This window comes from Bacillus ectoiniformans (assembly GCF_016908875.1).
Taxonomy (GTDB): Bacteria; Bacillota; Bacilli; order Bacillales; family Domibacillaceae; genus Bacillus_BX; species Bacillus_BX ectoiniformans.
On the sequence record NZ_JAFBES010000009.1, the window covers coordinates 53,033 to 76,814 of the forward strand.

21 protein-coding genes and 1 riboswitch are annotated in these 23,782 nt (G+C 41.6%); of the genes, 6 read left to right on the plus strand and 15 right to left on the minus strand.

Features of this window, described 5'->3' with window-relative positions; all coding sequences use genetic code 11:
• The first annotated feature begins 75 nt into the window (after nt 1-75).
• Nucleotides 76-1,350, plus strand: coding sequence for an MDR family MFS transporter (locus JOC78_RS12385; RefSeq protein WP_204556364.1), 1,275 nt, complete (start codon nt 76-78; stop codon nt 1,348-1,350).
• A 43-nt stretch (nt 1,351-1,393) separates the two neighbouring features.
• On the opposite strand, the gene rraA is transcribed toward JOC78_RS12385, so the two are convergent.
• On the minus strand, nt 1,394-1,894 hold the full coding sequence (gene rraA / locus JOC78_RS12390) for a ribonuclease E activity regulator RraA (protein ID WP_338023204.1): 501 nt from the start codon (nt 1,892-1,894) through the stop codon (nt 1,394-1,396).
• A 166-nt stretch (nt 1,895-2,060) separates the two neighbouring features.
• Between rraA and JOC78_RS12395 the strand changes: the two genes are divergently transcribed.
• On the plus strand, nt 2,061-2,597 hold the full coding sequence (locus tag JOC78_RS12395; RefSeq protein WP_204556366.1) for a general stress protein: 537 nt from the start codon (nt 2,061-2,063) through the stop codon (nt 2,595-2,597).
• A gap of 119 nt (nt 2,598-2,716) precedes the next feature.
• Here the strand turns inward: JOC78_RS12395 and aspA are convergent, their stop codons facing one another.
• From aspA to JOC78_RS12440, 9 genes are all read right to left on the minus strand, one after another.
• Entirely contained in the window at nt 2,717-4,159 is a 1,443-nt protein-coding gene (gene aspA, locus JOC78_RS12400) for an aspartate ammonia-lyase (RefSeq protein ID WP_204556369.1), read from the minus strand.
• Nucleotides 4,160-4,206: 47 nt separating this feature from the next.
• Entirely contained in the window at nt 4,207-5,520 is a 1,314-nt protein-coding gene (locus JOC78_RS12405) for an anaerobic C4-dicarboxylate transporter family protein (protein WP_204556371.1), read from the minus strand.
• A gap of 209 nt (nt 5,521-5,729) precedes the next feature.
• Nucleotides 5,730-6,587 (minus strand): aminodeoxychorismate lyase, encoded by an 858-nt coding sequence (gene pabC, locus JOC78_RS12410; protein ID WP_204556373.1) that lies wholly within the window; start codon nt 6,585-6,587, stop codon nt 5,730-5,732.
• 1 nt (nt 6,588) lies between these two features.
• Complete coding sequence (gene pabA, locus JOC78_RS12415; protein WP_204556375.1) at nt 6,589-7,176, minus strand: aminodeoxychorismate/anthranilate synthase component II; 588 nt, start codon at nt 7,174-7,176, stop codon at nt 6,589-6,591.
• Nucleotides 7,177-7,318: 142 nt separating this feature from the next.
• A complete protein-coding gene (locus JOC78_RS12420) occupies nt 7,319-8,332 on the minus strand; it encodes a C40 family peptidase (RefSeq protein ID WP_204556377.1) in 1,014 nt (337 codons plus the stop codon).
• Between the two features lie 15 nt (nt 8,333-8,347).
• Nucleotides 8,348-9,430, minus strand: coding sequence for a dipeptide epimerase (locus JOC78_RS12425; protein ID WP_204556379.1), 1,083 nt, complete (start codon nt 9,428-9,430; stop codon nt 8,348-8,350).
• Nucleotides 9,431-9,445: 15 nt separating this feature from the next.
• A complete protein-coding gene (locus JOC78_RS12430) occupies nt 9,446-10,609 on the minus strand; it encodes a DUF819 family protein (RefSeq protein ID WP_204556381.1) in 1,164 nt (387 codons plus the stop codon).
• A 128-nt stretch (nt 10,610-10,737) separates the two neighbouring features.
• Nucleotides 10,738-11,055 (minus strand): DUF3870 domain-containing protein, encoded by a 318-nt coding sequence (locus tag JOC78_RS12435; RefSeq protein WP_204556383.1) that lies wholly within the window; start codon nt 11,053-11,055, stop codon nt 10,738-10,740.
• Nucleotides 11,056-11,191: 136 nt separating this feature from the next.
• Nucleotides 11,192-12,580, minus strand: a complete 1,389-nt coding sequence (locus JOC78_RS12440) for a chorismate-binding protein (protein WP_204556385.1) — start codon at nt 12,578-12,580, stop codon at nt 11,192-11,194.
• 182 nt (nt 12,581-12,762) lie between these two features.
• Here JOC78_RS12440 and JOC78_RS12445 point away from each other — a divergent pair, with 182 nt between their 5' ends.
• Complete coding sequence (locus JOC78_RS12445) at nt 12,763-13,572, plus strand: AAC(3) family N-acetyltransferase (protein ID WP_204556387.1); 810 nt, start codon at nt 12,763-12,765, stop codon at nt 13,570-13,572.
• A 202-nt stretch (nt 13,573-13,774) separates the two neighbouring features.
• Here the strand turns inward: JOC78_RS12445 and JOC78_RS17655 are convergent, their stop codons facing one another.
• The 3 genes from JOC78_RS17655 to JOC78_RS12455 all read right to left on the minus strand — a co-directional run bounded on the left by JOC78_RS17655 (nt 13,775) and on the right by JOC78_RS12455 (nt 16,047).
• Nucleotides 13,775-13,900, minus strand: a complete 126-nt coding sequence (locus JOC78_RS17655; RefSeq protein ID WP_275582032.1) for a hypothetical protein — start codon at nt 13,898-13,900, stop codon at nt 13,775-13,777.
• A 158-nt stretch (nt 13,901-14,058) separates the two neighbouring features.
• Nucleotides 14,059-14,604 carry a class I SAM-dependent methyltransferase gene (locus JOC78_RS12450; RefSeq protein WP_204556389.1) on the minus strand — a complete coding sequence of 182 codons (546 nt, stop codon included), beginning with the start codon at nt 14,602-14,604 and terminating at the stop codon, nt 14,059-14,061.
• Nucleotides 14,605-14,672: 68 nt separating this feature from the next.
• Nucleotides 14,673-14,782: riboswitch (SAM riboswitch) on the minus strand.
• A 92-nt stretch (nt 14,783-14,874) separates the two neighbouring features.
• The gene (locus JOC78_RS12455) at nt 14,875-16,047 is read right to left on the minus strand and encodes a pyridoxal phosphate-dependent aminotransferase (RefSeq protein ID WP_204556390.1); all 1,173 of its coding nucleotides are present in this window, start codon (nt 16,045-16,047) and stop codon (nt 14,875-14,877) included.
• Nucleotides 16,048-16,145: 98 nt separating this feature from the next.
• Here JOC78_RS12455 and JOC78_RS12460 point away from each other — a divergent pair, with 98 nt between their 5' ends.
• A complete protein-coding gene (locus JOC78_RS12460; protein ID WP_204556391.1) occupies nt 16,146-16,934 on the plus strand; it encodes a carbon-nitrogen family hydrolase in 789 nt (262 codons plus the stop codon).
• 181 nt (nt 16,935-17,115) lie between these two features.
• On the opposite strand, the gene metA is transcribed toward JOC78_RS12460, so the two are convergent.
• Entirely contained in the window at nt 17,116-18,024 is a 909-nt protein-coding gene (gene metA / locus JOC78_RS12465; protein ID WP_204556392.1) for a homoserine O-acetyltransferase MetA, read from the minus strand.
• A gap of 195 nt (nt 18,025-18,219) precedes the next feature.
• Nucleotides 18,220-20,379 (minus strand): DNA topoisomerase III, encoded by a 2,160-nt coding sequence (locus JOC78_RS12470; RefSeq protein ID WP_204556393.1) that lies wholly within the window; start codon nt 20,377-20,379, stop codon nt 18,220-18,222.
• Between the two features lie 200 nt (nt 20,380-20,579).
• Here JOC78_RS12470 and JOC78_RS12475 point away from each other — a divergent pair, with 200 nt between their 5' ends.
• Both JOC78_RS12475 and JOC78_RS12480 read left to right on the plus strand, forming a co-directional pair.
• Nucleotides 20,580-21,290 (plus strand): TspO/MBR family protein, encoded by a 711-nt coding sequence (locus JOC78_RS12475; RefSeq protein WP_204556394.1) that lies wholly within the window; start codon nt 20,580-20,582, stop codon nt 21,288-21,290.
• A 141-nt stretch (nt 21,291-21,431) separates the two neighbouring features.
• A complete protein-coding gene (locus JOC78_RS12480) occupies nt 21,432-23,639 on the plus strand; it encodes a GDYXXLXY domain-containing protein (protein ID WP_204556395.1) in 2,208 nt (735 codons plus the stop codon).
• Nucleotides 23,640-23,782: the final 143 nt, after the last annotated feature.

The window sequence follows — 23,782 nt, forward strand, 5'->3', positions numbered from 1 at the left end:
ATGATGATTTCCCTATCTGCTTTTCCTCCATTTGCGATATATTTAAAAGACATACTGGCTGAAGGAGCAAAGATCATGAGGATTAGAGATTGGAATAAAAGCTTAAAAGTCCGCCTCTTTGGCGAAGCCGTAATAAACATTACATTTTGGATGTTTTTTCCGTTCCTGGCCATCTATTTTGCAGATGCGTTTGGGAAAGAAAAGGCGGGATTCCTGCTCATCCTCTCGCAATTATTTTCAGTTTTCGCCAATTTGATTGGCGGATACTGTGCAGATCGGTTTGGCCGCAAGAAAATGATGGTGTATGCCGCTTTCGGACAAGCTGCTTCTTTTTTACTTTTTGCTTTTGCTAATTCACCGTGGTTTCAGTCACCCGTTCTAGGATTTATTGCATTTACCATAGGCGGAATGTTTGGAGCCCTATACTGGCCTGCCAGTGAAGCGATGATTGCCGACGTAGTTGAAGAGAAAGACAGGAGTTCTGTCTTCGCCGTGTTTTATACATCCATCAATATTGCTGTCGTCATTGGACCTATTCTCGGCGGCATCTTCTTTTTCAGCTATCGATTTGAATTGATGGTATTTGCAGCAGCTGCTTGCCTCTTTCTCACCTTTATTCTCATTAAATGGGTTGAGGAATCTCTTCCTGCAAAAAAAGCAATGCTTTCTGATGGAGATAAGAAGTGGTACAGCTTTTTACTGGAGCAATTAAAGGATTACCGCATCATCGTTCATGATAAATTATTCATGCTGTTTATTTTAGCAGGCATATTGAGTGCGCAAACCTTTATGCAGCTTGATTTATTAATTCCCGTTTATTTAAAGGAAACGATTAGCCTGCAAACGATCTTCTCTTTTGCTGACTGGAACTTTCAAATAACTGGAGAAAAAGCCTTTGGGCTATTAATTTCCGAGAATGGCTTGCTCGTCGCCTTGTTTACGGTAGCCATTTCAAAGTGGGTCACGCCGTTTAGGGAAAGAAACGTCTTTGCCATCTCCTCTATTTTATACGCGGCTTCGATGTGGATGTTTGGACTGACGGGCTGGTTCTGGGGGATGGTCCTAGCTATGGCGGTCTTCACTCTTGGAGAATTAATGATTGTCGGTCTTCAGCAAAGCTTTATTTCTAAATTAGCTCCGGAAGAGATGCGCGGACAATATTTCGCCGCGGCCAGTTTGCGATATACACTTGGACGAACGGTGGCTCCGATTTCTATTCCAATGACCGCATGGTTTGGATTCATTTGGACGTTCACCATTCTTGCCGTTCTTGCCCTACTAAGCGCTGTCGTTTATTACTACATGTTCTACCTATATGATAGGCAGAAATCATCAAATGCCACGCTGTAAACGTGAAAGAAGGCACTGAAAATAATATCAGTGCCTTCTTTGTTTATTCAGCGTTCCCATTAATTAATGACTGTTCTGAAATGACAATTCCATCTTCATCTGCATAGACATAATGGCCTGGCACCCACTCAACCTCTCCGAATTGAACAGGAATATCCTTCTCGCCTTTTCCCACTTTAATGCTCTTTAGCGGGTTGCTGCCAAGAGCCATGACTCCGATGGATTGCTGTTTTAACTCAGCTGTATCGCGAACACAGCCATTGACAATGACTCCAGCTAATCCTCTTTTTTCAGCAATTTCACCTAATAAATCGCCAAGCAATGCACAGTTTTTAGAAGCTCCGCCGTCTACGACAAGTACGTGTCCCTCAGGAATCGTTTGAAGGGCCTCTTTCACAAGCACATTGTCTTCAAACACCTTTACAGTAGAGATAGGACCAGAAAAACGCTTGTGGCCGCCGTATGATTTGAACTCTTGCTTGCACACCTTTAATTGATCTGCATAATCATCACACAAATCCGCCGTTTTAATATCTGTTTTAATCAATTCACTTCCCCCTTTCATATATGTCATAATTATTCGACGGTTTCTTCTTATTTCCTTTTTATGAAACCAATTTACCTTTTTGTCAAAAAACGAATAAGTTTTCATTAGTTTTGAGAGGGTAAACAATAAGTAAGGAATGCCCATGAGGAGGAGGACTTACATGGTGACTAAAAAAGTAATTGGCTTATTTGAACATGAAATTGATGTCATTCGTCAAATTGAACAATTAAAAGTTGAAGGATACTCACCGAAGTCAATGTACGCTGTCACGAAAGATGCGGATTTCAATTTACTTTTGCAGCATCGGACAGCAGCCGAAGTGACCTCAGCAGGACCTAATATGGTGGAGAAAATGAAGTCCATCTTTCTTCAAGAAGAACCGATAAAAGATTATTTAATTGAATTTGGGTTATCTGAAGAAGAAGCGGCTATTTACCACGAAGAGATCGAGCATGAAAAGATTCTGCTCGTATTAGAAGAAGAAGCCGTGCCTCAAAAGAACTTTTTATTTTTCACCCCAAAAGAGTCATCTAAAGAGTCATCTAATAGCGTAAAGAAAAAAGATTCCCCGCTTCCTTCAAAAGAAGAAGCAGAAGACCGCCAGAAAAAACAAGAGCGAGATAAATATGAAGAACCGACCATTACCGACGATACGTTAATTCCCCCCAATCAGCAGCCTTACCACCGGGATTTCTTTTAATCACATGTTTAGGCCCGCCCCGATATACGGAGCGGGTTGTTTTAGCTGCAGCAGAAATGAAGACTCTTTAATTACCTCAGCGAATTCGTTTAGATCACAGCTTGTCTTAAAGTAAGTGATTATTTAAATTGCCCTAGTTTTTTCTCCATCAATTCACGACCTGAAATCCCTGGGTCCGTCATTTCATATGGATGAAGAATAATATCTAACTCTTCATGAGTCAGTACTCCGCGCTCCACGCAGATTTCACGGACAGATTTCCCTGTATCAATCGCTTCCTTCGCAATGGCTGCAGCTACTTCATATCCCACATGCGGATTAATAGCCGTGATAATTCCGACACTGTTATTCACGTAGTGTTCCATTCTTTCCACGTTTGCTTCGATTCCTTCTAAGCAATACTTACGGAAAACAGTAAATACATTCGTCATGATCTGAGTGGATTGAAGTAAATTAAAGACAAGGACTGGTTCCATCACGTTTAATTCGAATTGTCCTGCTTCTGAAGCTAAACAAATCGTATGATCATTGCCGATCACTTGGAAAGCTACTTGATTTAACACTTCTGCCATAACCGGATTAACTTTTCCCGGCATGATGGAAGAACCCGGCTGGCGGGCTGGAAGGGTAATTTCGCCAAGGCCTGCTCGTGGACCTGATGCCATCATACGCAAATCATTCGCCACTTTTGACATATTCATCATGCAAACTTTTAACGCTGATGATACTTCTAAATAAGCATCTGTATTCTGAGTGGCATCGACTAAATGCTCAGCTTTCACAATTGGATAACCGCTGTTTGAGGCTAAATACTCTACAACCTTTTCAATATAAAGCGGCTCCGCATTTAGCCCGGTACCCACAGCAGTCGCTCCCATGTTTACTTCAAATAAATCCTTTTTCGATGAAGATATTCGCTCAATGTCCCGGCGAAGCACTCTTGCATATGCTTCAAACTCCTGGCCAAGACGAATTGGCACCGCATCTTGCAGATGAGTTCTTCCCATCTTTAAAATGTGATTAAATTCAACAGCTTTTTGACTGAAGGCCTCATGCAGCATTTCCATGACTTCAAGCAAGGTATCGACTTTTTCAATAACGGCTAAGTGAATCGCCGTCGGGAAGGCATCATTTGTCGATTGAGCCATATTTACATGAGTATTGGGAGAAATATATTGATAACTTCCTTTTTCCTTCCCGATAATTTCAAGCGCTCGGTTAGCAATCACTTCATTTCCATTCATATTAATGGAAGTGCCTGCCCCTCCTTGAATCGGATCAACAATAAATTGATCATGGTACTGTCCGGAGATCACCTCATCTGTGGCTTGAATAATCGCTTCAGCTATCCATTCGTCCAGCTGCCCAATATCTCTATTTGCCTGTGCGGCGGATTTCTTTACAATAGCCAATGCTTTAATTAAACTCTCGTCGATATGGTAGCCAGTAATCGGAAAGTTTTCTACCGCTCTCAGCGTCTGCACCCCATAATAAGCCCCTTTTGGCACTTCTTTTTCTCCTAAAAAGTCTCTTTCAATACGAAACAGCTTTTTCTTAATCATGACATCCCACTCCTATCTTATTTCGCCCTATTGTCCATGTGTATATGCTAGTACAGGAAATTGATGATGATCAAGCCGATGCCCACCGCACCAATCGTAGCTACGACTCCTGGAATCATAAAGCTATGATTTAATACATATTTTCCAATTCGTGTCGTTCCTGTTCTGTCAAAGTTAATGGCCGCTACTACAGTACCATAATTCGGTATGAAAAAGTAGCCGTTGACCGCAGGAAACATGGCAATGAGTAAATATGGAGAAATCCCAAGTGAAATTCCGAGCGGCATGAGCGCACGTACTGTCGCAGCCTGACTGTAAAGCAAAATAGATAATACAAACAAGGCAAACGCGAACATCCATGGAGCCGCTGTGACAAGATCTTGGATGGACCCTTGAATAGTCTCCATATTCCCTTTAAAGAACGTATCACCCATCCAGGCAATTCCGAAAATCGCTACAACCGCTGTGACTCCTGCCTTAAAAACAGTGCCAGAAACGATTGATTCAACATCTGGCTTGCATAAAAGAATAATTAAAGCAGAAATAGTCAGCATCACAATCTCAATCGTATGCGGCATAGACAATCGGACAAGTTCACCTTCAACTGTCCATGCAGGTCTTAAAAATTCTAACGAGCCTAATAACACCACAAGGATCGCTCCTATTAAAAATAAGGCAACAGAAATCTTTGACTCCTTTGTGATTTGCAATTCATGCTGATCGGCTTTAATAGAGGCCAGTCCTTGTTCTAAACGCTCCAAGTAAATAGGGTCATCTTCTAGCTCTTTACCCATTTTGCTCGCAACAAATGCGGCAATCATACAAGCAATAAAAGTAGATGGAATACATACTATTAATATGTCCAGTAAACTGATTTGAAAATCAGCCAGTAAGGCAACAAGCGCCACTGTTGCTGCTGAAATTGGACTAGCTGTAATCGCCTGCTGGGAAGCAATAACCGCAATCGACATCGGACGTTCCGGCCGAACTTTCGATTCGCGGGCGACTTCTGCAATCACTGGAAGCACAGAGTAAGCCACATGGCCTGTCCCTGCACAAAGGGTAAATATATACGTCACCATTGGCGCGACAAATGTAATTCTCTTAGGATTTTTTCGCAAGGCTTTTTCTGCAATACTGACCAGGTAATCCATTCCTCCTGCTGCCTGGAGCGAACTAGCTGCTGTAATGACCGCAACGATCATCAGCATCACGTCGATTGGCGGATCTGTCGGCTGCAGCTGAAAAACAAAAACGAAAATAGCCAAACCGACACCGCCCATAACGCCTAGACCTACCCCGCCAAGCCGGGCGCCGATAAATATACAAGCAAGTAAGATAGCAAATTGAATCCAAAACATTATATGTCACCTCCGAAATTGGGAATATTTACTTCTACCCCAATTACCAATTTTTATTAATTATTTACAAAGAAAGTATAACAAATTTCGATAAAGTTTGCTCACCATTTCACAAATATGTAAATATATTTTTACTGCTTAATTGAAAAATAAAAACCCGATTGGACAGGTAATCTCCAAACCGGGTTTTCCGCTGTATAGAGCCATTTTTACAATTGATTTCTGCTCCATAATTCTTCTCTATGCAAGCTGTAATCTTCATATAGATTCTTAGCATGCTTACCTTTTCGGCCTGGAAAAACACGGCTATTAATGCAAACGATTGGAACAATCTCTTGAATAGAATTGGTAAAAAACGCTTCCTCTGCCTCAAGCAGCTGCTCTTTTTTGTAATAGCCTTCTTCCATGCGCCATCCGTTCTTTTTTGCTAATGCCATGACAAGTTGTCTGGTAACTCCATTTAAAATGCCGGTTTCAATGGTGGGTGTATAAAGCGTGCCCCCTTTTATCCAGAAGACATTGGAGACAATTCCTTCTGCTATAAAACCTTCTGATGTAAAGAAAATACCTTCTTTTCTAAGATCATTGCCTATCTCGCGCTTAGCCGCAATATTATTTAAGTAATGATGAGATTTGAGCCGTTCTGAGAGTTCTGGCGTGTTTCGCTTAGTTTCAAGCCAAACTCCTTCCTTTTCCTGCATTTCTTTAGGTGGTTGAAGCGGCTTTTGAAACATGATGACATTCGGTTTTTTATAGACATCTGTCTGCAGACCAATTTCGCCATTGCCCGCAGATACATTCAACCGAATATACGCATCCTTTAATTCGTTCGCGTTTGATAAAGAGATGACGATCTCCATGATTTCATCCCGGGTAAAAGCTCTCTCAATCATCAAAGTCTCCAGGCTTTTATTTAATCGCTCTAAATGATCGTCCAATAAAAAGGGATGGCCATTATAAAGACGAAACGTTTCAAATACACCAAGTCCGTATAGAAATCCGTGATCAAAGGGAGAAATTCGTACTTCGTCTTGTTTTATGATCTGACCGTTCATATAAACGAACATATTACTCACCTGCCGGAACTTTTTTATAACGCTTAATAAAGTTCGCGAGCATCTCTCTTCCGCCATAGGTCATGATCGATTCCGGATGAAATTGGACACCTTCCACTGGCAATTCTTTGTGACGAATGGCCATAATTTCCCCTTCTTCTGTCCAGGCAGAGATCTCAAAACAATCCGGGAGTGTGTCCCGCTTAACAATGAGGGAATGGTAACGGGTCGCAGGAAAAGGATTTGGAAAGCCTTCAAAAATTGATTGGCCATCATGAAACATGGGCGATGTCTTTCCATGCATTAGCCGTTCTGCTTGTACGACTTCTCCGCCAAATACTTGGGCAATCGACTGCTGTCCGAGACAAACACCAAAGATCGGAATTTTGCCCGCAAATGTTCGGATCGCTTCTAAACTAATCCCAGCTTCATTGGGTGTGCAAGGCCCTGGGGAGATCATGAGAAAAGCAGGGTTCATTTCAGCGATTTCCTGAATCGTAATTGCATCGTTTCGCCTTACCACAAGCTCCTCCCCAAGCTCTCCTAAATATTGCACAAGATTATATGTGAATGAATCGTAGTTGTCGATCATTAAAATCATTCGCTGTTCTCCTTTACACATGGTTGTGCTTATATTATGTATGGTTGATCCGTTTTCGTCTACTTAAAATTGCTGTAAAATTGTGTGCAATTAAATCCATTCAAAAAAGCTTAAGAGCAGCTACCCTTAAGCTTTTAACAAGTTACTTAATATATCTTCTTGCACCAGCATATTCATTTCCATAGCCAGATTCGTCAATCACGTCAATCCGAACATGGGTTGAACTGTTTGGAGAATGAATCATTTTGCCTTCCCCTACATACATGCCAACGTGATGAACTCTTCCTTTTCCTTCTTCATAGGCAAAGAATAATAAGTCTCCTGCCTGCAAATTTTCACGTTCTACCGGAAGACCATTCTTCGCTTGTACAGAAGAGTCTCTAGGGATTGTTATTCCGTTAGCATGATACATTGTATAGGTAAAACCAGAGCAGTCAAAGCCAAATCCTGACATTCCTGCCCACAAATATGGAAGTCCCAGGAACTGTTTACCGCTGTCGACGATTTGCTGGCCAGTTGGAGCCGGCATGCTTTCATTGTCTTCAAGGATTGTAACGTCCTGTTTATTGAGCCATTTCGCTCCATCAGCAGGTGTCATTACTAACACCCAGTCTTTATGAGTTTTCAATATAGGCAAGCGAGTATTAAAGCTGATCTCCATTTGCTTAGCTGTTTGACGAGGCGCGTTATACACCCATGCTGTAGGCGCAGTAACTAAGGCTGTTGAGCGCTCAGACATTTTTTCGAAAGCTTTGCCATCTGCTAATTGCGCTTTCGGCATCCAGCCAGGATAGCCCAGTTCATTTCTTGGCGTTGGCTGGTTATGAGCAGCAACTTTCACCCATTTCCCTTCTTCTTCAAGAATCGTCACCTTCGTACCATAAAGCGCCTGTGTTTCTAAATTTCCTACTAGCCACAGTTTATCCTGGTAAGCCATATTGCTTGTCCATTGGCGCAAATCAGCAGGTACAGAAGCGGATGGTGCATCCAGCTCACGCAAAAGATTAGGCTCAGTCCAGAGTGTCGCAACGGAGACATTTACATAAGCGGTTTGTTCCTTCTCTTTTGCTCCAGTCGTTTGCGGGGCAAAGATAAACATTAATACGATTGACAAAAAGGCAAGTGACCATTTTTTCTGTTTGTTCAATTTCTTCATCCTTTCAATATATATTTATAGAGAAAAAGAAGGCTTTCTCTTTACTCCTAAACCAAATTCTTCGGACAAAATTAATTGATCTTTCACGTATTGAATGCCTTCAAACGGTTCATCCTTAATCCATAAAGGAGCATCCAGATCGATCTTCGTGATATTAGGATGAGCCGTGGCTAAATGTGCGGCGGCGGCCACACTGACAGATGACTCCATCATGCTGCCGATCATACATTCAACTTCTGCTGCTTCTGCCATATCCGCGATTTGCAGCGCTCGACGAATGCCGCCGGTTTTCATTAATTTAATATTTAAAAAATCCACCGCTTTTTCTGACAATAAACGCATCGCATCGCGCGGTGAGAAAAGACTTTCGTCTGCCATAATCGGCAGCTCCACATGATTCTTTATTTCTTTCAATCCATCAATATCGTAAGCTTTTACCGGCTGTTCGATTAAATCAATGTTCAGGTTTCTGTTTTCCAGCTCATGAATAATTTTAATCGCTTGCTTCGGTGTCCAGCCTTGATTCGCGTCAACTCGAATGGTAATATCTGCTCCCACTGCTTGCCGGATCGACTCGATTCTCTCCACATCTTTCTCCCAGTCTTTGCCGACCTTTATTTTCATCGTGGAAAATCCGTCTCTAACAATATCAATTGCATCTCGAACCATATCAGCAGGTTCTCCGACACTGACAGTCATATCATTCTGAAGATTATTTGTTCTTCCTCCAATAAATTGATATAAAGGTAATTTTAACTGTTTGCATACCGCGTCATACAGAGCAATTTCTACTGCCGCTTTTGCACTGGTATTGCCGACACTTGAGTTTTGAACAATCAAAGACAATCGATTTAACTGCTCGATTTCTTTGCCTTCTAGCTGGGGAGCGATCACTTCACTAATGATTTCTACAATACTGCCAGTTGAGTCCCCTGTAATGGCAACTGTCGGCGCTGCGGCTCCTATTCCCTCCGTTCCGTCTTCCAATAAAACTGAAACAAAAATATTATCAATTTCTAACGCCGTTCGTAAAGCGGTCTTAAATGGCTTGACTAAAGGGAGTTTCTCAACGGAAACTCTCACTGCTTGAATTTTCATGGTGACTTCCTTTCTTTAAAGAGCTGATAAAATATACGAAGATAAGATTCCATAATAAGTTCCAAGTAAACTTCCAAGTACCGCCATCAGGATTCCCACAGGAATTAATGCGCGATTGAATGCACCTGCTAAGATTGGTGCGGAAGCTACACCGCCAATGTTGGCTAAAGAAGCAACACCCATGGTGAATAAATCTAATTTAAATACCTTAGCTAAAATGACCATAATTAAGCCGTGGAAGAACAGAATCATAAATCCTGAGATAATATAGATCGGTGCTTGGAACAGCTGAGAGAAATCGGCGTGGGAAGCAATTAACCCAATAATGATGTAAAGCATCACTTTTGAAATCTCCATCGATCCCGGCATTTTCCCTACCTTTGTTACCGCTAGAATTAACCCAACCACAGAGGCTATAATAATTGTCCATGTTGTCGCATTCACCGCTGCTCCTAGCTCCGGAAGATTCCCAGAGATCTTTGAAGCAACTGCGGATACAATCAGCCCTAAAGCTAAGAAGCCGATTAATTCTACAAAACCAAACTCCTTCTTATTTTCAGCTTCTTCCGCTTCTAATTCAGCAGTGATTTGATCAAAATAAGTTGTATCGGCTTTTGTCCATTTATTAAACTTCATTCCAAATGGCACTAACCAGAAAAGAAACATGACCCAAACAGAATAGTTCACTGTATCCATAATTAATGCGTAGCCAAAAATATTTTCTGGCACATCCAGAATCCCCTGCAAAATGACCATATTCGCTGATCCGCCTGTCCAGCTGGCATTCAGTGCAGCAAAAGCTTGCCATGTTCCTTCCGCATAAAACCCTTGAAGCAAAGCGTATGTGATAGCAAATCCGCCGACAATACTAATGGAAGCAGCGAAAAACGTCAGAAGCATTTTAGGTCCAAGACGCATAATCTTTCTTAAATCGCATTGCAAAAGCATGAGCATCAGCATCGCTGGAAGCAATAATCCGCGAATAGTACTGTAAGCGGTTTCAACTGATTCACTAGCTGAGAATACGCCAAACGTCTTCATTAACGCCGCTCCCACATAAATTAAAATAATGCCTGGCACATATTTAAAGAACTTACCTCCAATTGTTTTTTCGGCGATCGCGACTGCCGCTGTAAACGCCAGCAAAAAGCAGACAAACATTACACCATCTTGTATCATTTTTATTTCCTCCTTGTATGTAGGCTCTAGCCATATAGGCAGGCCGATAAAATAAAAAATCCAGCTGCTAAAAAGCCCGTACGGCCTTTTAACAGCTGGATTTCAATTGCGAATAACAAATGAAGCAGCTACATCTGATCTATTTGGTTATATTTTATATGCGCATTTTTTAATGCGACAATTAGCGCTTTTTGAGAAGATCCAAAATAACGGGCTTCAATATCTTTAACCATTTCTTCTAAATCCAGAATGGACTTTCCAACGAATAAAGACTGAACAAACCTTGATGTCAGTGAAATAGTAGCTGAACACTCAGCCTCAATAATTTCATGAGTCCGCTTATCGATCACTAAACCGATAAAGAAACTGTTAAATTGCTGCGTAATCGGATTATTCGAAGCGGTCTTCGCATCCCCGACTACATAAATCGTATTACTATGAAACACAGTCGTTCCTCCAGCCATTACAGATATTGTAAGAGGTACAGATAGGACATATCTATATTCAGTACAATGTGTATGGTATATCTATTGTAATATAACAGTTCATAATTTGACAATATTTTTTAAATATTTATTTTTATTAATCCGCTTTCTCTTCTGCCATCTTCGTTGCAGCCCAGACTGCTGATGCTTTTTTAAGCGATTCTTTGTATTCATGGTAAGGGTTTGAGTCAATGACAATTCCCGCTCCTGCTTGAACATGTCCAACGCCATCCTTAACTAACATGGTACGTATGACAATATTTAATTCAAGATCCCTATTGAAGCCAATCCAGCCAATCGACCCCGTATAAATGCCTCTCTGCACCGGTTCAAGCTCTTCAATAATTTCCATCGTTCTCACTTTAGGAGCGCCTGTGATCGTTCCGCCGGGAAAGACCGCTTCAATAATGTCCGCATTTGTTTTTCCCTCGGCCAGCTCGCCTCTTACGTTTGAAACGATATGCATAACATGAGAGTACTTTTCGATGACCATAAATTCATTGACTTCAACCGTGCCATATTTGCTGACACGTCCTAAATCATTGCGTTCTAAATCGACGAGCATGACATGTTCCGCCCGTTCTTTTTCATTTTCAATCAGCTCAGAAGCAAGCAATAGATCTTCTGCTTCATCTTTCCCTCGTGACCGCGTGCCAGCGATTGGGCGCGTGCTTAATTCCATGCCTGACTTTTTAATTAACAATTCGGGAGATGCAGACACCACTTCAAATTCCGGCGTATGAATAAACGCCATGTATGGAGATGGATTTAATAACCGCAGCTGTTCATATACCGCAAGACCCGGAACCTTTAACTCCTTCGATTGTCTGACTGATAAATTGACCTGAAAGACGTCTCCTTTAGAAATATATTCTTGTGTGATTTCGACTGCCTGTTTAAATGCTTCTTCTTTTAAAGAAAAGTGAATCGTATCATCTGCAGTTTCTACACCTTTATACTCTTCATTCTCCATGTCTTGCTCAAGCCACTTTTCAAGCGGAACATCTGCATCCTCTGCGTTTTCTGTTAATTTCATGACCCATAACAGATTGGTTTCGTGATCAAAGACCGCCCACTCATCATAGACGAGGAAATATACAAGCGGCAGACCTAAATCATCTGCAGCAAGCTCAGGGAGCACCTCAATATAACGAGCATAATCATAGCTGATGTACCCGATTGCTCCGCCTTGAAAATCTGGCAATTCTTCTTGTTTCGGGATTTGATATTGTTCCATCCACTGATCAAGCGCTCTTAATGGCTCTCCAGCCAGTGACTCTGTTCCTTTTTCCGTGCAAATATCTATACCAGAATCTGTCGAAGTAATCATCGCAGACGGCTTAAGCCCCGCTATGCTATAACGGCCTCCCCTTCCGCTCTCAAGAAAAACATGATGAGATTCCTGCTTGGATAATTGTTTATATTTAATAAAAAACTGCTCTTTTGTATAAGGAGCTGTTTGATAATGCAAATTGCGTTTTTTCACTGATTGCCACCTTCTCCACACGTTAATATGTTTTCAATATAAATACTCTCAAATATCATACTAAATATGCAGCAAAGAAAATAGCTTGGGAATGTAATCTCCGTTAAAATCTAAGAAGTTTTAACCAATTGAAATGGGTTTTATATATAATAGAAGAAACTATCATTATTCGGAGGTTCTATATGGGGAAAGAGCAATTAATTGAACGGACAAAATCCGTGATTACAAAGGAAACGTTAAAAAAAGATTTCACTTCACTTGGTCTAACATCAGGAAGCCAAGTCATTGTTCACTCCTCGCTAAAATCGCTTGGATGGGTGGTTGGCGCTGAAGTGGCTGTAATTCAAGCACTAATGGAAACACTTACAGAAGAAGGAACCATTGTGATGCCCGCTCAGACCACATATAATTCTGAACCAAGTTACTGGCAGCATCCGCCTGTTCCGGAAGACTGGTGGCCGAGCATTCGCTACATGATGCCAGCGTTTCTCCCTGAAATCACGCCATCTCTTGGAATGGGGAAAATTGCAGAAACCTTTCGGACATTCCCTGGCGTTTTAAGAAGCAACCATCCAACCAGCTCTTTCACGGCTTGGGGAAAACATGCGAAATGGATAACTGAAAACCATTCTTTAAATTATCCGTTTGGCGAAGACTCGCCGCTTGCCCGTTTATATGATTTGAATGCTTCCACCTTGTTTATCGGAACGGATTATACTTCATGTACCGCGATGCATTTAAGCGAATACCGGTCGGAATCGACGCGGAAAGAATACACACAGGGTGCAGCTATGATGGAAAACGGCGAAAGAGTTTGGAAAGAGTTCATTGAACTTGAAGAGAACTCCGAGACATTCAATGACATCGGTCTTGCTTTCGAAAATGAACATCCGATCCAGACAGGAAGAATTGGTCAAACGACCGCGAAGCTGATCTCAATTCAGCCGCTTATTGACTTTACCACTCACTACTTGGATAAAGAGCAGAAATAGGGACCAAGCTGCTTTCATTTTGCTCATATGATCATGATTTCCAAAAGGCTGATTCATTGATTCAGCCTTTTTCTCATGGGCAAGATGACTTCTTTACGGTAAGCCCTGCTGAATGACTCGTATTCGGTTGTTAATCTTTCTAATTTGCCTATTATTCTTTCCTAATTCAGGTTTATTCTTTCCGAATTGCCGTTTATTCTTTCTAATTCACTCGATTCTTTCCAATCCGGTCTTTATTCTTTCCAATTTGTCCGATATTCTTTCCGATATTAGGTTTATTCTTTCCGAATTGCGGTTTATTCTTTCTAATTCGCTCGATTCTTTCCAATCCGCCTTTTTATTCTTTCCAATTCGGTCTTTATTCTTTCCAATTTGTCCAATATTCTTTCCAATTTGTCCTATATTCTTTCCAATTCGGTCACTATTCTTTCCAACCTGCCTATTATTCTTTCTAGCATCTTTTTGAACAGTGACACGCTAGCTGGATCACTTTACTGCAATGAAACGATTAACCGTGATTGGATAACTATTCGCTCCTGCTAGGTCTTGCCAGCCTTGTTTAATGGCTTCTTCTGCGTTGTTTACTGAAATTTGCTGGACTAGCACCGCTTCAAATCCTGCTTGCTGAATAAGTGTCCAGTAATCTGCCAAGGATGCTTGATAAGAATAGCCGCCTCGGTCTTCAAGAACCTTTGCTTCTGCTAAATCAGCCACTAGCCTTCCATTCGTTTTGAGCAGGGCAAATGCAGCTGTCAGTAAATGCAGAGGATCGGCTGACTGATGGAGGCCGAATTGAGTGACAATTCCATCAAAGCCGCTCTCTAACTCATCGATTTCCTCTGCTTGTGTTAATGCAGTGACCTGCGCCTTTGCACGAATCAGCGGAAAAACTGCTGGTGAATAGGGTTCACCAATAAATAACAGTTTTTCTCCCTTCTTGGCTTGCACTGTTTTAATAAAACTTTCGCTTGAAATAGAAAAATTCTCACAATCTAATAATTCTTCTTGGTATTTTTCTGCTGTAATCGTCACCTTATTCTCCTCCTAAAAAAACAAATAAAAGCCCCTTCAAATAAGAAGAGGCTTTAGTCGTTCACGTCTTCTCATCTGTCAGCCTAAGCTGCAAGAATTAGCACCGTGCCCGAAATATATATTCGGATCGGTTGCCGGGCTTCATAGGGCTTGTCCCTCCACCTGCTCTTGATAAGATCTTGCGATATATAATTGTCATGTTTGAAAAATTAAGATCATTTGTATTAGTTTGGATTATTGCACGTTTAGAAGAACCTGTCAACAGGTCTTTCAAAAAATATTTAAAGCCTTAATTCTTTGAATCGCTTCTCTCATTCGTTCCTCAGAGGCGAGCAAACCTACGCGGACGTAGCCTTCTCCATATTCTCCGAAGCCGATGCCAGGCGCCACAATTACATTTGCCTTATCGAGTAAAAGATCACTGAATTCCACTGAAGTATACCCTTTCGGAACCTTTAACCAAGAGAAAAACGACCCTGCCGGCGCACTGACCTCCCAGCCAATTTCTCTCAACCCGCCAATCAGCACATTTCTGCGGGATTCATATGTATCAGACTGCGCGTAGACACACTCCTGCGATCCTAAAAATGCGGCAGCCGCCGCTTCTTGAATAGCTCCGAATAAACTGACATTCAAGTGATCCTGCAGTAATTCAATCGCTGAAATAACACTTGGATTCCCAATGGCAAAGCCTATTCTCCATCCGGCCATATTATATGTTTTTGACATGGTGTAGATTTCAAGTCCCGTTTCTTTTGCTCCCTCAGCCTCTAAATAACTGACAGGCTTGTTTCCATCAAAACCGATGGCACCGTAAGCAAAATCATGCACCACACAGATATCATGTTTATTGGCAAATTCGATCGTTTGATTATAAAATTCAAGATCCGCCATTGCCCCAGTCGGGTTATTCGGATAATTGATGAACAGCAGTTTAGCACGATCAAGAATATCGTCCGGAATGTCCTCGTAGCACGGCAGAAAACCATTCTCTTCTTTCAGCGGCATCATATGCATCTCCGCTCCTGCCAGCGCAATGCCAGACCAGTAATCAGGGTAGCCAGGATCCGGAACTAGAGCGACGTCACCTGGGTTTAATAAACATTGCGGCAGCTCTACAAGCCCTGCTTTTCCGCCGAACAAAAGAGCCACTTCTGTTTCTGGATCGACCTTCACTCCATACTCCCGCTCATAAAATGCAGCACACGCTTCTTTCACATAAGGAAACCCTTGAAACGGAGAATATTTATGATTAACCGGCTTGTCCGCCGCCTCTTTTAATGCTTGTACAATATGCTCAGGTGTCGGCTGATCCGGATTTCCCTGGGCTAAATTAATTAAATCCCGTCCTTCATTTGATGCCTTCTTAATTTTTACGCCAAGCTTCGCAAAGAACTGATCCGGCAAAGCATGGAGCACTTTAGACTGCTCAAAAGTTTTCATTTTTCCAGTCTCCCCCACTTTTAAATTCTAGTTAATAATGGTATAACGAAAGGTACAGAATGTAAAGAGAGAATTTTCTGAAAGAGGAGAGAGTGCGAATGTTGTTAAAAACGGCTTGTATTCAAATGGATATTGCCTTTGGGCAGCCAGAACAAAATTATAAAAAAGTGAAAGATTGGTTTAAGAAGGCCGCGGATCAAGGCTGCCAACTGGCGGTTCTGCCCGAGCTATGGACAACTGGATATGACTTGACCAGGCTGGATGAAATTGCTGATGATAACGCAGAAGAGGCTATTCAATTTTTAAAAGAACAAGCTAAATTACATAACATGCATTTAGTGGCCGGGTCAGTAGCTAACCGTAAAGAAGCCGGTGTTGAAAATACACTGATTGTCATCGACAACAAAGGCAACTTAGTCAAAACCTACTCCAAACTGCATTTATTCAGGCTTATGGAGGAAGAGAAGTTTTTGCAGGCTGGTGCTGAGGACGGTTTATTTACACTTGAAGATGAAACAATGGCTGGATTCATTTGCTATGACATTCGTTTCCCTGAGTGGATGAGAAAACATGTCCTAAACGGAGCAAAAGTATTATTTGTACCTGCTGAATGGCCTTTAGCACGGGTCGATCATTGGCGCACCCTCCTGCTTGCCCGCGCCATTGAAAATCAATCCTACGTAGTAGCTTGTAACCGAAGCGGATCAGACCCTAACAATGTCTTCGCCGGACACTCAATCATTATTGATCCATGGGGTGAAATAATTGCCGAAGCTGGTGAAGGCGAAGAGCTGCTGATTGGGGATATAGACCTTTCAAAAGTGGAAGAAATCAGAGAAAGGATTCCTGTTTTTGAAGACCGCCGCATTCAATTTTATGAAAACTAAAAAAGGCACGTGTTCATAAAGGTGTACGCCAGATATTTAATGCCGGATACTATTCAAAGTAAAATACCTTTATTTCACACTTTTTAGGACTCAAGCTATAAAAAAACACCAGACTGCTACCAAGCGGTCCGGTGTTTTTTATTAATTAAACTCTTACTCGCTTATCTTGCCCCTTGCCCTTTCAACTCCACTCGTACGGAGTTTCTTGGTAGACATAGTAGTTCAGCCAGTTAGAGAATAGCAAGTGTGCATGTGAACGCCACACATTTAGCGGTTTTTTTGTCGGATTATTGTCCGGGAAATAATTTTTTGGCGTTTCTATGTCGATTCCCTTTTTACAATCTCTGTCGTATTCTTCTGCGAGCGTTTGTGCCTCGTATTCTAAATGACCTGTAATCATCACATGCTTCTCGTCTTTTGACATGATAATAAACGGACCAGCTTCCTCAGAAGAAGCAAGAAGCATCAGGTTTTCATGCTGTTGAATTTTTTCTGCATTCACATCCGTATAACGGGAATGAGGAGCAAAGAATTCATCATCGAATCCTCTCAGCAGCTTCTCTTTCGGCTCTTGCACCGTATGCTTGTATATTCCTGAACATTTCCCAGGAAGCTCGAATTTCCCCACGCCGAAATGATGATAGAGTGCAGCTTGAGCTCCCCAGCAAATATGCAAAGACGAAGTGACATTCGTTTCGGCCCAATCCATGATTTCTTTTAGCTCTTCCCAGTAATTGACGTCCTCGAATTCCATTAACTCAATTGGGGCACCGGTAATAATCATGCCGTCTATCCTCCGGTTCTTCACTTCTTCAAATGTCGTATAGAATTGTTCCAAATGCGACTTGCTGACATTTTTCGACTCATGGGTCGCCGTCCGCATAAACGACACATTCACTTGAAGCGGTGTATTTCCAAGCAGCCTTAGCAATTGCGCTTCTGTTTTTTCTTTCTCCGGCATTAAATTAAGAATTAAAATATTTAGCGGCCGTATGTCCTGGCTTTTCGCTCGATCTGCATCCATGATGAAAATATTTTCTTTCTCTAGCACCTCGCGTGCAGGCAATTGTCTTGGGATATTAATAGGCATGTTTGAACCCCCTCTTATTTTTGAATTTTCAATAAACAATTATAGACAGCTTCGATTAAAAATTACAAGATTTGTTTTCTTTTAAAAGAAATTTTAGCGCTTTTATCACCCTCATTTTTATTCATAATAACTAATTTTTATTCGATTTCTCCAACTAAAAACCCCCGATATTGATCCTTTATCGGGGGTTACTGACTATAACTTCAATTTTGCTAAGGCATCTGCCAAAGCAGTGTTAACTGGTTCTTCTTTGTTTTGCTTTTTCAAATATTGATTAACATCTTGTTTCGAAGCTTTATTGGCTGATTGTTTTTTACGGCGTGCCTGGAAAGCTGACATTTTCTCTCTATGTCCGCATTTGCAGGCGAAGATTTGTCCTTCTCCTTCACCGCGAAGTTCTAGTTTCTTATGGCAATTTGGGCAGCGGGCATTTGTCAGCTTAGCTACATTTTTACGATGTCCGCATTCACGATCCTGACAGACTAACATTTTTCCCTTTTTCCCGTTTACTTCAAGAAGCATCTTTCCGCAATCTGGACATTGTTTGCCTGATATATTGTCATGCTTAAACGTTTTATTGCTGTTTTTAATTTCAGTCGTGACTGCTTGAGCATATCCGCGAATTTCCTGCATGAACTGCTGCGGCTTCAGCTTTCCTTTTGCTATCGCATCAAGCTTTTGCTCCCACTCGCCGGTTAACGCCGGCGACTGCAGATCGTTTGGCACAAGCTCTAAAAGCTGCCGTCCTTTTGAAGTAAGGAAGATATCCTTCCCCTTCTTTTCAATTAAGAATGTATTAAATAATTTTTCAATAATATCCGCTCTTGTAGCAACGGTGCCAAGGCCGCCTGTTTGAGTGAGCGTCTGCTTCAAGGCTTTGTTCTCATCTTCCATATGTTTAGATGGGTTTTCCATCGCACTTAGCAGCGTACCTTCGTTAAATCGAGGCGGCGGAGAAGTTTCACCTTGTGTTTCTGTTAAAGCTTGTACTCCAAGCTTTTCTCCTGTCTTAACAGCAGGAAGTGAGGCTTCGTCATCTTCTTCTTTTCCATAGACTTCTTTCCAGCCAAGGTTTTTAATCACTTTCCCTTTCGCTGTAAATGTCTCACTGCCGATCTTCGCTTCTACTGTCGTCTGTTCATATTCAAATGGCGGAAGCAGCACAGCTAAGAAACGTTTAACAACCAAGTCATAAATCTTTCTCTCTTTATCGCTTAAGTCAGATAAAATAGCCGTTTGCTCGGTTGGAACAATCGCATGGTGATCGCTGACTTTAGCATCGTTCACGAATGCTAAATTAGACTTAATGCCGCGTTTTAAAATCTTGGACGCAAACGGTGTATACGGACGAATTTCTACCGCCTCTACACGTTCTTTCAGCGTAGAAACCATATCACTTGATAAATATCGCGAGTCAGTTCTCGGGTACGTCACAAGCTTATATTGTTCGTATAATTTTTGCATAATTGACAGGGTTTCTTTTGCAGAGAAATTAAAAAATTTATGTGCATCCCGCTGCAATTCAGTTAAATCATATAGCTCAGGAGCGAAAGATTTCTTCGCAGCTTTTTTCACATCCGCAATAATTGCATCCTTGCCTCTTATCCCTTTTATCAGACTGTCGCGCTTATCTTTTGAAAACGTTCTTGAGTCATTCGTTTTTGCATCTTTCCATGTTAATTTCATATCCCCTGCTACTGCTGTCATTCCATAGTAGCTTTTCGGTTTAAATTCTTTAATTTCCTGTTCGCGCTTCGCAATCATAGCAATGGTCGGTGTTTGAACTCGTCCGCATGACAGCTGGGCATTAAACTTAGTAGTCAACGCTCGCGTCGCGTTAATTCCTACAAGCCAGTCTGCTTCGGCTCTGGCTACAGCAGAACGATATAAGTTCTCATACTCATTGCCATCCTTCAGTTTTTTAAAGCCTTCCCGAATGGCTTTATCTGTCACAGAAGAGATCCATAGCCTTTTTACCGGCTTTTTCACATGTGCTTTATCAATAATCCAGCGTGCGACAAGCTCCCCTTCACGGCCGGCATCTGTTGCAATGACAATATCCTTTACATCTTTGCGGTTTAACTGGGTTTTAACTGCTTGAAATTGTTTGCCTGTTTTTTTGATGACCACGGTTTTTAACTGACCAGGCATCAGCGGAAGCTCCGCAAGATTCCATGTTTTATATTGATCCCCGTATGCTTCAGGGTCTGCGTGAGTGACTAAATGACCAAGCGCCCATGTCACGATATATTGACTGCCTTCTAAAAAGCCGTTTCCCTTTTTTCCGCAACTCAACACGCGGGCAATGTCACGGGCTACAGACGGTTTTTCAGCTAATACTACTGTTTTACTCATAAGAACATCCTTTCATATATACACTTTTTATATTATAACATCTCAGCACCGCTCATACAGATAATAGAAGGCGATGCGCGGTTATGATTGCGGCATTTTTTCATATAATAAATTAAGGCTTACTCACTGAACCTGAAATGTGCTTACCGTAGTTTTTTCTTATTTGTTCAGGGGGAAACTATAGGTAAGGAGATGAAAAAATGCGAATATTTATTGTGAATTTATTGGCGCTAATTATTGTTATTTCGGTGAATGCGGCTGCTAACGCACTGCCCTTGAACGGTCAAACAACTGGTGAAATTTCAAACCGACTAAACGTACTGTTTACACCAGCCGGCTATGTGTTTTCGATCTGGGGATTCATATACCTACTTTTAGGCATTTGGGTCATACGACAGATTCCTAAAGAGCGCAGAAACTTGCCTCTATATAAACAAACCCACCTGCTCTTCATTCTGAGCTGCTTACTCAATATCGCGTGGATTTTCTTATGGCATTATGAGTTCTTCGCTTTTACAGTGCTGGTGATGCTCGCATTTTTAATTACACTCATCAAGCTTTATCAAAAAATTGAACAGGTCGACTTCTCTTTTATGGACCGCTTGCCGTTTTCCGTTTATTTAGGCTGGATCAGCGTAGCAACGATCGCCAATATCAGTTATGTGCTGAAATATTATCACTGGAATGGTTTCGGCCTGTCTGATACGTTCTGGGCGATTCTTCTGCTGCTGATCGCCACGGGAATTGCGGTCACCTTCCGACTTTCACATAGAGATGCTGCCTTTCCGCTTGTGTTTATCTGGGCTTTCATTGGTATTGCGGTACAGAATTGGGGCGATGCGGCCATCGTTTCTTATATAGCACTCGCCATGTCTGCTGTTGTCTTCGCCAGCCTGTTTAAAAAAGCCTAAGGAATGGGATGACTGTTTGATTGCAGAGCCTGAACAATTCAGCAGGATGAATTCTCAGGCTCTTTTGTTTTGAAAAAATGTTTGAAAAATCCCCAAAACACTGTCTTTCGTATTATAGTTAGATTATAAGGAGGGATCATTATGTTGTTGAAAAAACGCGGCGATATTCCCTACATTCTTGGACTTATCTTTTTTATTGCTGGAGTGGTTTATTTTTTCGCGTCGAACTGGGCGCTGCTTGATCGTCCCGTTAAGATTGGATTAAGTCTCTCCATTCTGCTGATCAGCTACGGAGCATCCGCGCTTTATAAAAGGAGTTCGTGGTTTGCTTATTTAGGAAATTGGTGGCTGTTTATTGCAGCTATTGCGTTTGGTGTGAGCGTAGCTTTAATCGGACAATTGTATAATTCTCACGCTGATTCTTATCTATTGTTTCTTATCTGGCTAATTCCAACAGCGGCTCTAGCTTGGTTTACGAAGTATCAGCCATTTTATTGGCTATCATTTTTATTATTTGAACTGACCGTATGGATGAAACTTTACCCTACCGGCGTCTGGGTGCAGTATAACGAATGGGAAGAACTTGCCATTTACCTCGGCTTGATCGTGCTGCATATAGGATTATACCTATTTTGGAATCGTATTAATTTAGAAAAAATCGCCTTTATTTCACTAGGGATTATCCAGTACTGTGCTATCTTCTTGCTGATTAAACATTCTATTTACGACATATTGGAGAGTTTTGCATCAAGTTCATTCGTTTTCCTGGTCTTACACGGAATCTATATTGCTTTCATCGTGAAGTTCTGGAGAAAATTCATAAATGAACGCAAAAAACACCCGCTTGAAATGGCGATCCACCTGCTGTTTTCCGGTTCTTATATCATCTATAACACATTTTATATCTATATTATGGTATTTGGTGAATTCATTTTTTACACAGGCTTCTTATTATTGATCGGCTTATTTGTATTTAGTATTTATGTTTTGCAGAAGCTTGCGAAAATAGCGAAAGATACTGATAAAAAGTGGACCCGATATACGCTGAAATTCTTTGTGGGCGTCATGTCCTTTCTGGGGACTCTTATCGCTATCGGCTCTTTAAGTTCTTTCGTAGTCATGATGTTCGGATTTGGCAATGCTTTAGAAATTGGCTATCTAGTCTTGGGCATCATTTGTATTGCAGTTGGATTGAAAATAAATAATGAAGCATACCTGGTGATTCAGATCACCTTGCAAATTACGGGAATTGCTTTTCTGTTCCTATTCTCTTTCATGCAGCCCGCTATTTGGGATACATGGCTGATTACCATTGTTCTGGTCGCCTTAACTCTTTACTTATTTAAGAAAACTCAGGCCTTGCTTTATTATTTAGCGGCTAACTTTGGATTGATCAATGCTCTGATGAGTCTAGTCATGAAATACGAACTCCCTAATGAATCATTAAAAATGATGTTGCTGCTTTTAGGGGTCATCAATGCAGCTATCTTCTTAAAGTTTAAGAGAGTTCCCTTTGGACTTGGAGCCTACCTTCTGTCGGTTGGTTACTTATTTGCCCTCACGATGGATGTCACGAACTCGCCAGTTGGCTTAACTATTTTTTATCACGTGCTTTTCATTGCTTACCTATATTGGCATCTGACTCATCCTGCTCATTCATCGCGGCTTTATCTATGGCCTACTTGGATCGCTTTCGCAGGGTTTCTCATCTGGAAATATTACGAGTATATCTGGACGCTGCTTCACAAATCGCTCGCGTTCTTTATCGTCAGTGCTCTCTTCTTCCTAATTTTTTATGCATGGGGAAGAAAGCATACAGAAAACGCCAGAACACGGCCTGCATGGAGCTGGAAGCCTGTGCTGGTTATTCTCCTGCTTCAGCTGGTGTTTGTCGGCGGAACTGCCTGGCAGAAAGAACAGCTTCTGCAAAATGGCGAACTTGTAGCGTTAAAGTTAGAGCCGCTAGATCCGCGTTCTATGTTGCAAGGGGATTACGTTCAGCTGAACTACTCCATTCACACCCTTTATCGAGATAGGGAGGCACAGAATGAAAATCGTCCAGGAAGCGTACAGGTCCAGCTCAGAAAGACAGCTGATACACTATCTTACAGCAACAAAGCGGTTCCGATTTATGAAACAACAAAATTCATCAAGGGAAATACAGCACCTATTGTGGAAGATGACACGGTGACCATTCAAGGTAAAGGACGCTTTGGAACACTGACTCTTGGCATCGAACACTTCTTTATACCGGAGAATACGGGGCGTGAATGGGAAGATAAAAATTACGCGCTCGTCCGTGTTGCTAAAAACGGGGATGCGATCCTTGAAACCCTTGTGAAGAAATAATGAAAAAGACACCTTCTCCCTCCTAGAGAGAAAAGGTGTCTTTTCTGCTTTGTTACCTTCCGTCATATGATCAAAATCGAAATAAACCAGCGAAAGACAAATAAAAGGCTCACTCTCTGGATCACTTTAACGATCTGGCGAGT

Bases quoted from the DNA above. Each gene is read 5' to 3' on its own strand.
- JOC78_RS12385 (WP_204556364.1), top strand. From the start codon at position 76: ATGAGGATTAGAGATTGGAATAAAAGCTTAAAAGTCCGCCTCTTTGGC.
- aspA (WP_204556369.1), bottom strand. From the start codon at position 4,159: ATGATTAAGAAAAAGCTGTTTCGTATTGAAAGAGACTTTTTAGGAGAA.
- JOC78_RS12405 (WP_204556371.1), bottom strand. From the start codon at position 5,520: ATGTTTTGGATTCAATTTGCTATCTTACTTGCTTGTATATTTATCGGC.
- pabC (WP_204556373.1), bottom strand. From the start codon at position 6,587: ATGTTCGTTTATATGAACGGTCAGATCATAAAACAAGACGAAGTACGA.
- pabA (WP_204556375.1), bottom strand. From the start codon at position 7,176: ATGATTTTAATGATCGACAACTACGATTCATTCACATATAATCTTGTG.
- JOC78_RS12420 (WP_204556377.1), bottom strand. From the start codon at position 8,332: ATGAAGAAATTGAACAAACAGAAAAAATGGTCACTTGCCTTTTTGTCA.
- JOC78_RS12425 (WP_204556379.1), bottom strand. From the start codon at position 9,430: ATGAAAATTCAAGCAGTGAGAGTTTCCGTTGAGAAACTCCCTTTAGTC.
- JOC78_RS12430 (WP_204556381.1), bottom strand. From the start codon at position 10,609: ATGATACAAGATGGTGTAATGTTTGTCTGCTTTTTGCTGGCGTTTACA.
- JOC78_RS12445 (WP_204556387.1), top strand. From the start codon at position 12,763: ATGGGGAAAGAGCAATTAATTGAACGGACAAAATCCGTGATTACAAAG.
- JOC78_RS12455 (WP_204556390.1), bottom strand. From the start codon at position 16,047: ATGAAAACTTTTGAGCAGTCTAAAGTGCTCCATGCTTTGCCGGATCAG.
- JOC78_RS12460 (WP_204556391.1), top strand. From the start codon at position 16,146: ATGTTGTTAAAAACGGCTTGTATTCAAATGGATATTGCCTTTGGGCAG.
- metA (WP_204556392.1), bottom strand. From the start codon at position 18,024: ATGCCTATTAATATCCCAAGACAATTGCCTGCACGCGAGGTGCTAGAG.
- JOC78_RS12470 (WP_204556393.1), bottom strand. From the start codon at position 20,379: ATGAGTAAAACAGTAGTATTAGCTGAAAAACCGTCTGTAGCCCGTGAC.
- JOC78_RS12475 (WP_204556394.1), top strand. From the start codon at position 20,580: ATGCGAATATTTATTGTGAATTTATTGGCGCTAATTATTGTTATTTCG.
- JOC78_RS12480 (WP_204556395.1), top strand. From the start codon at position 21,432: ATGTTGTTGAAAAAACGCGGCGATATTCCCTACATTCTTGGACTTATC.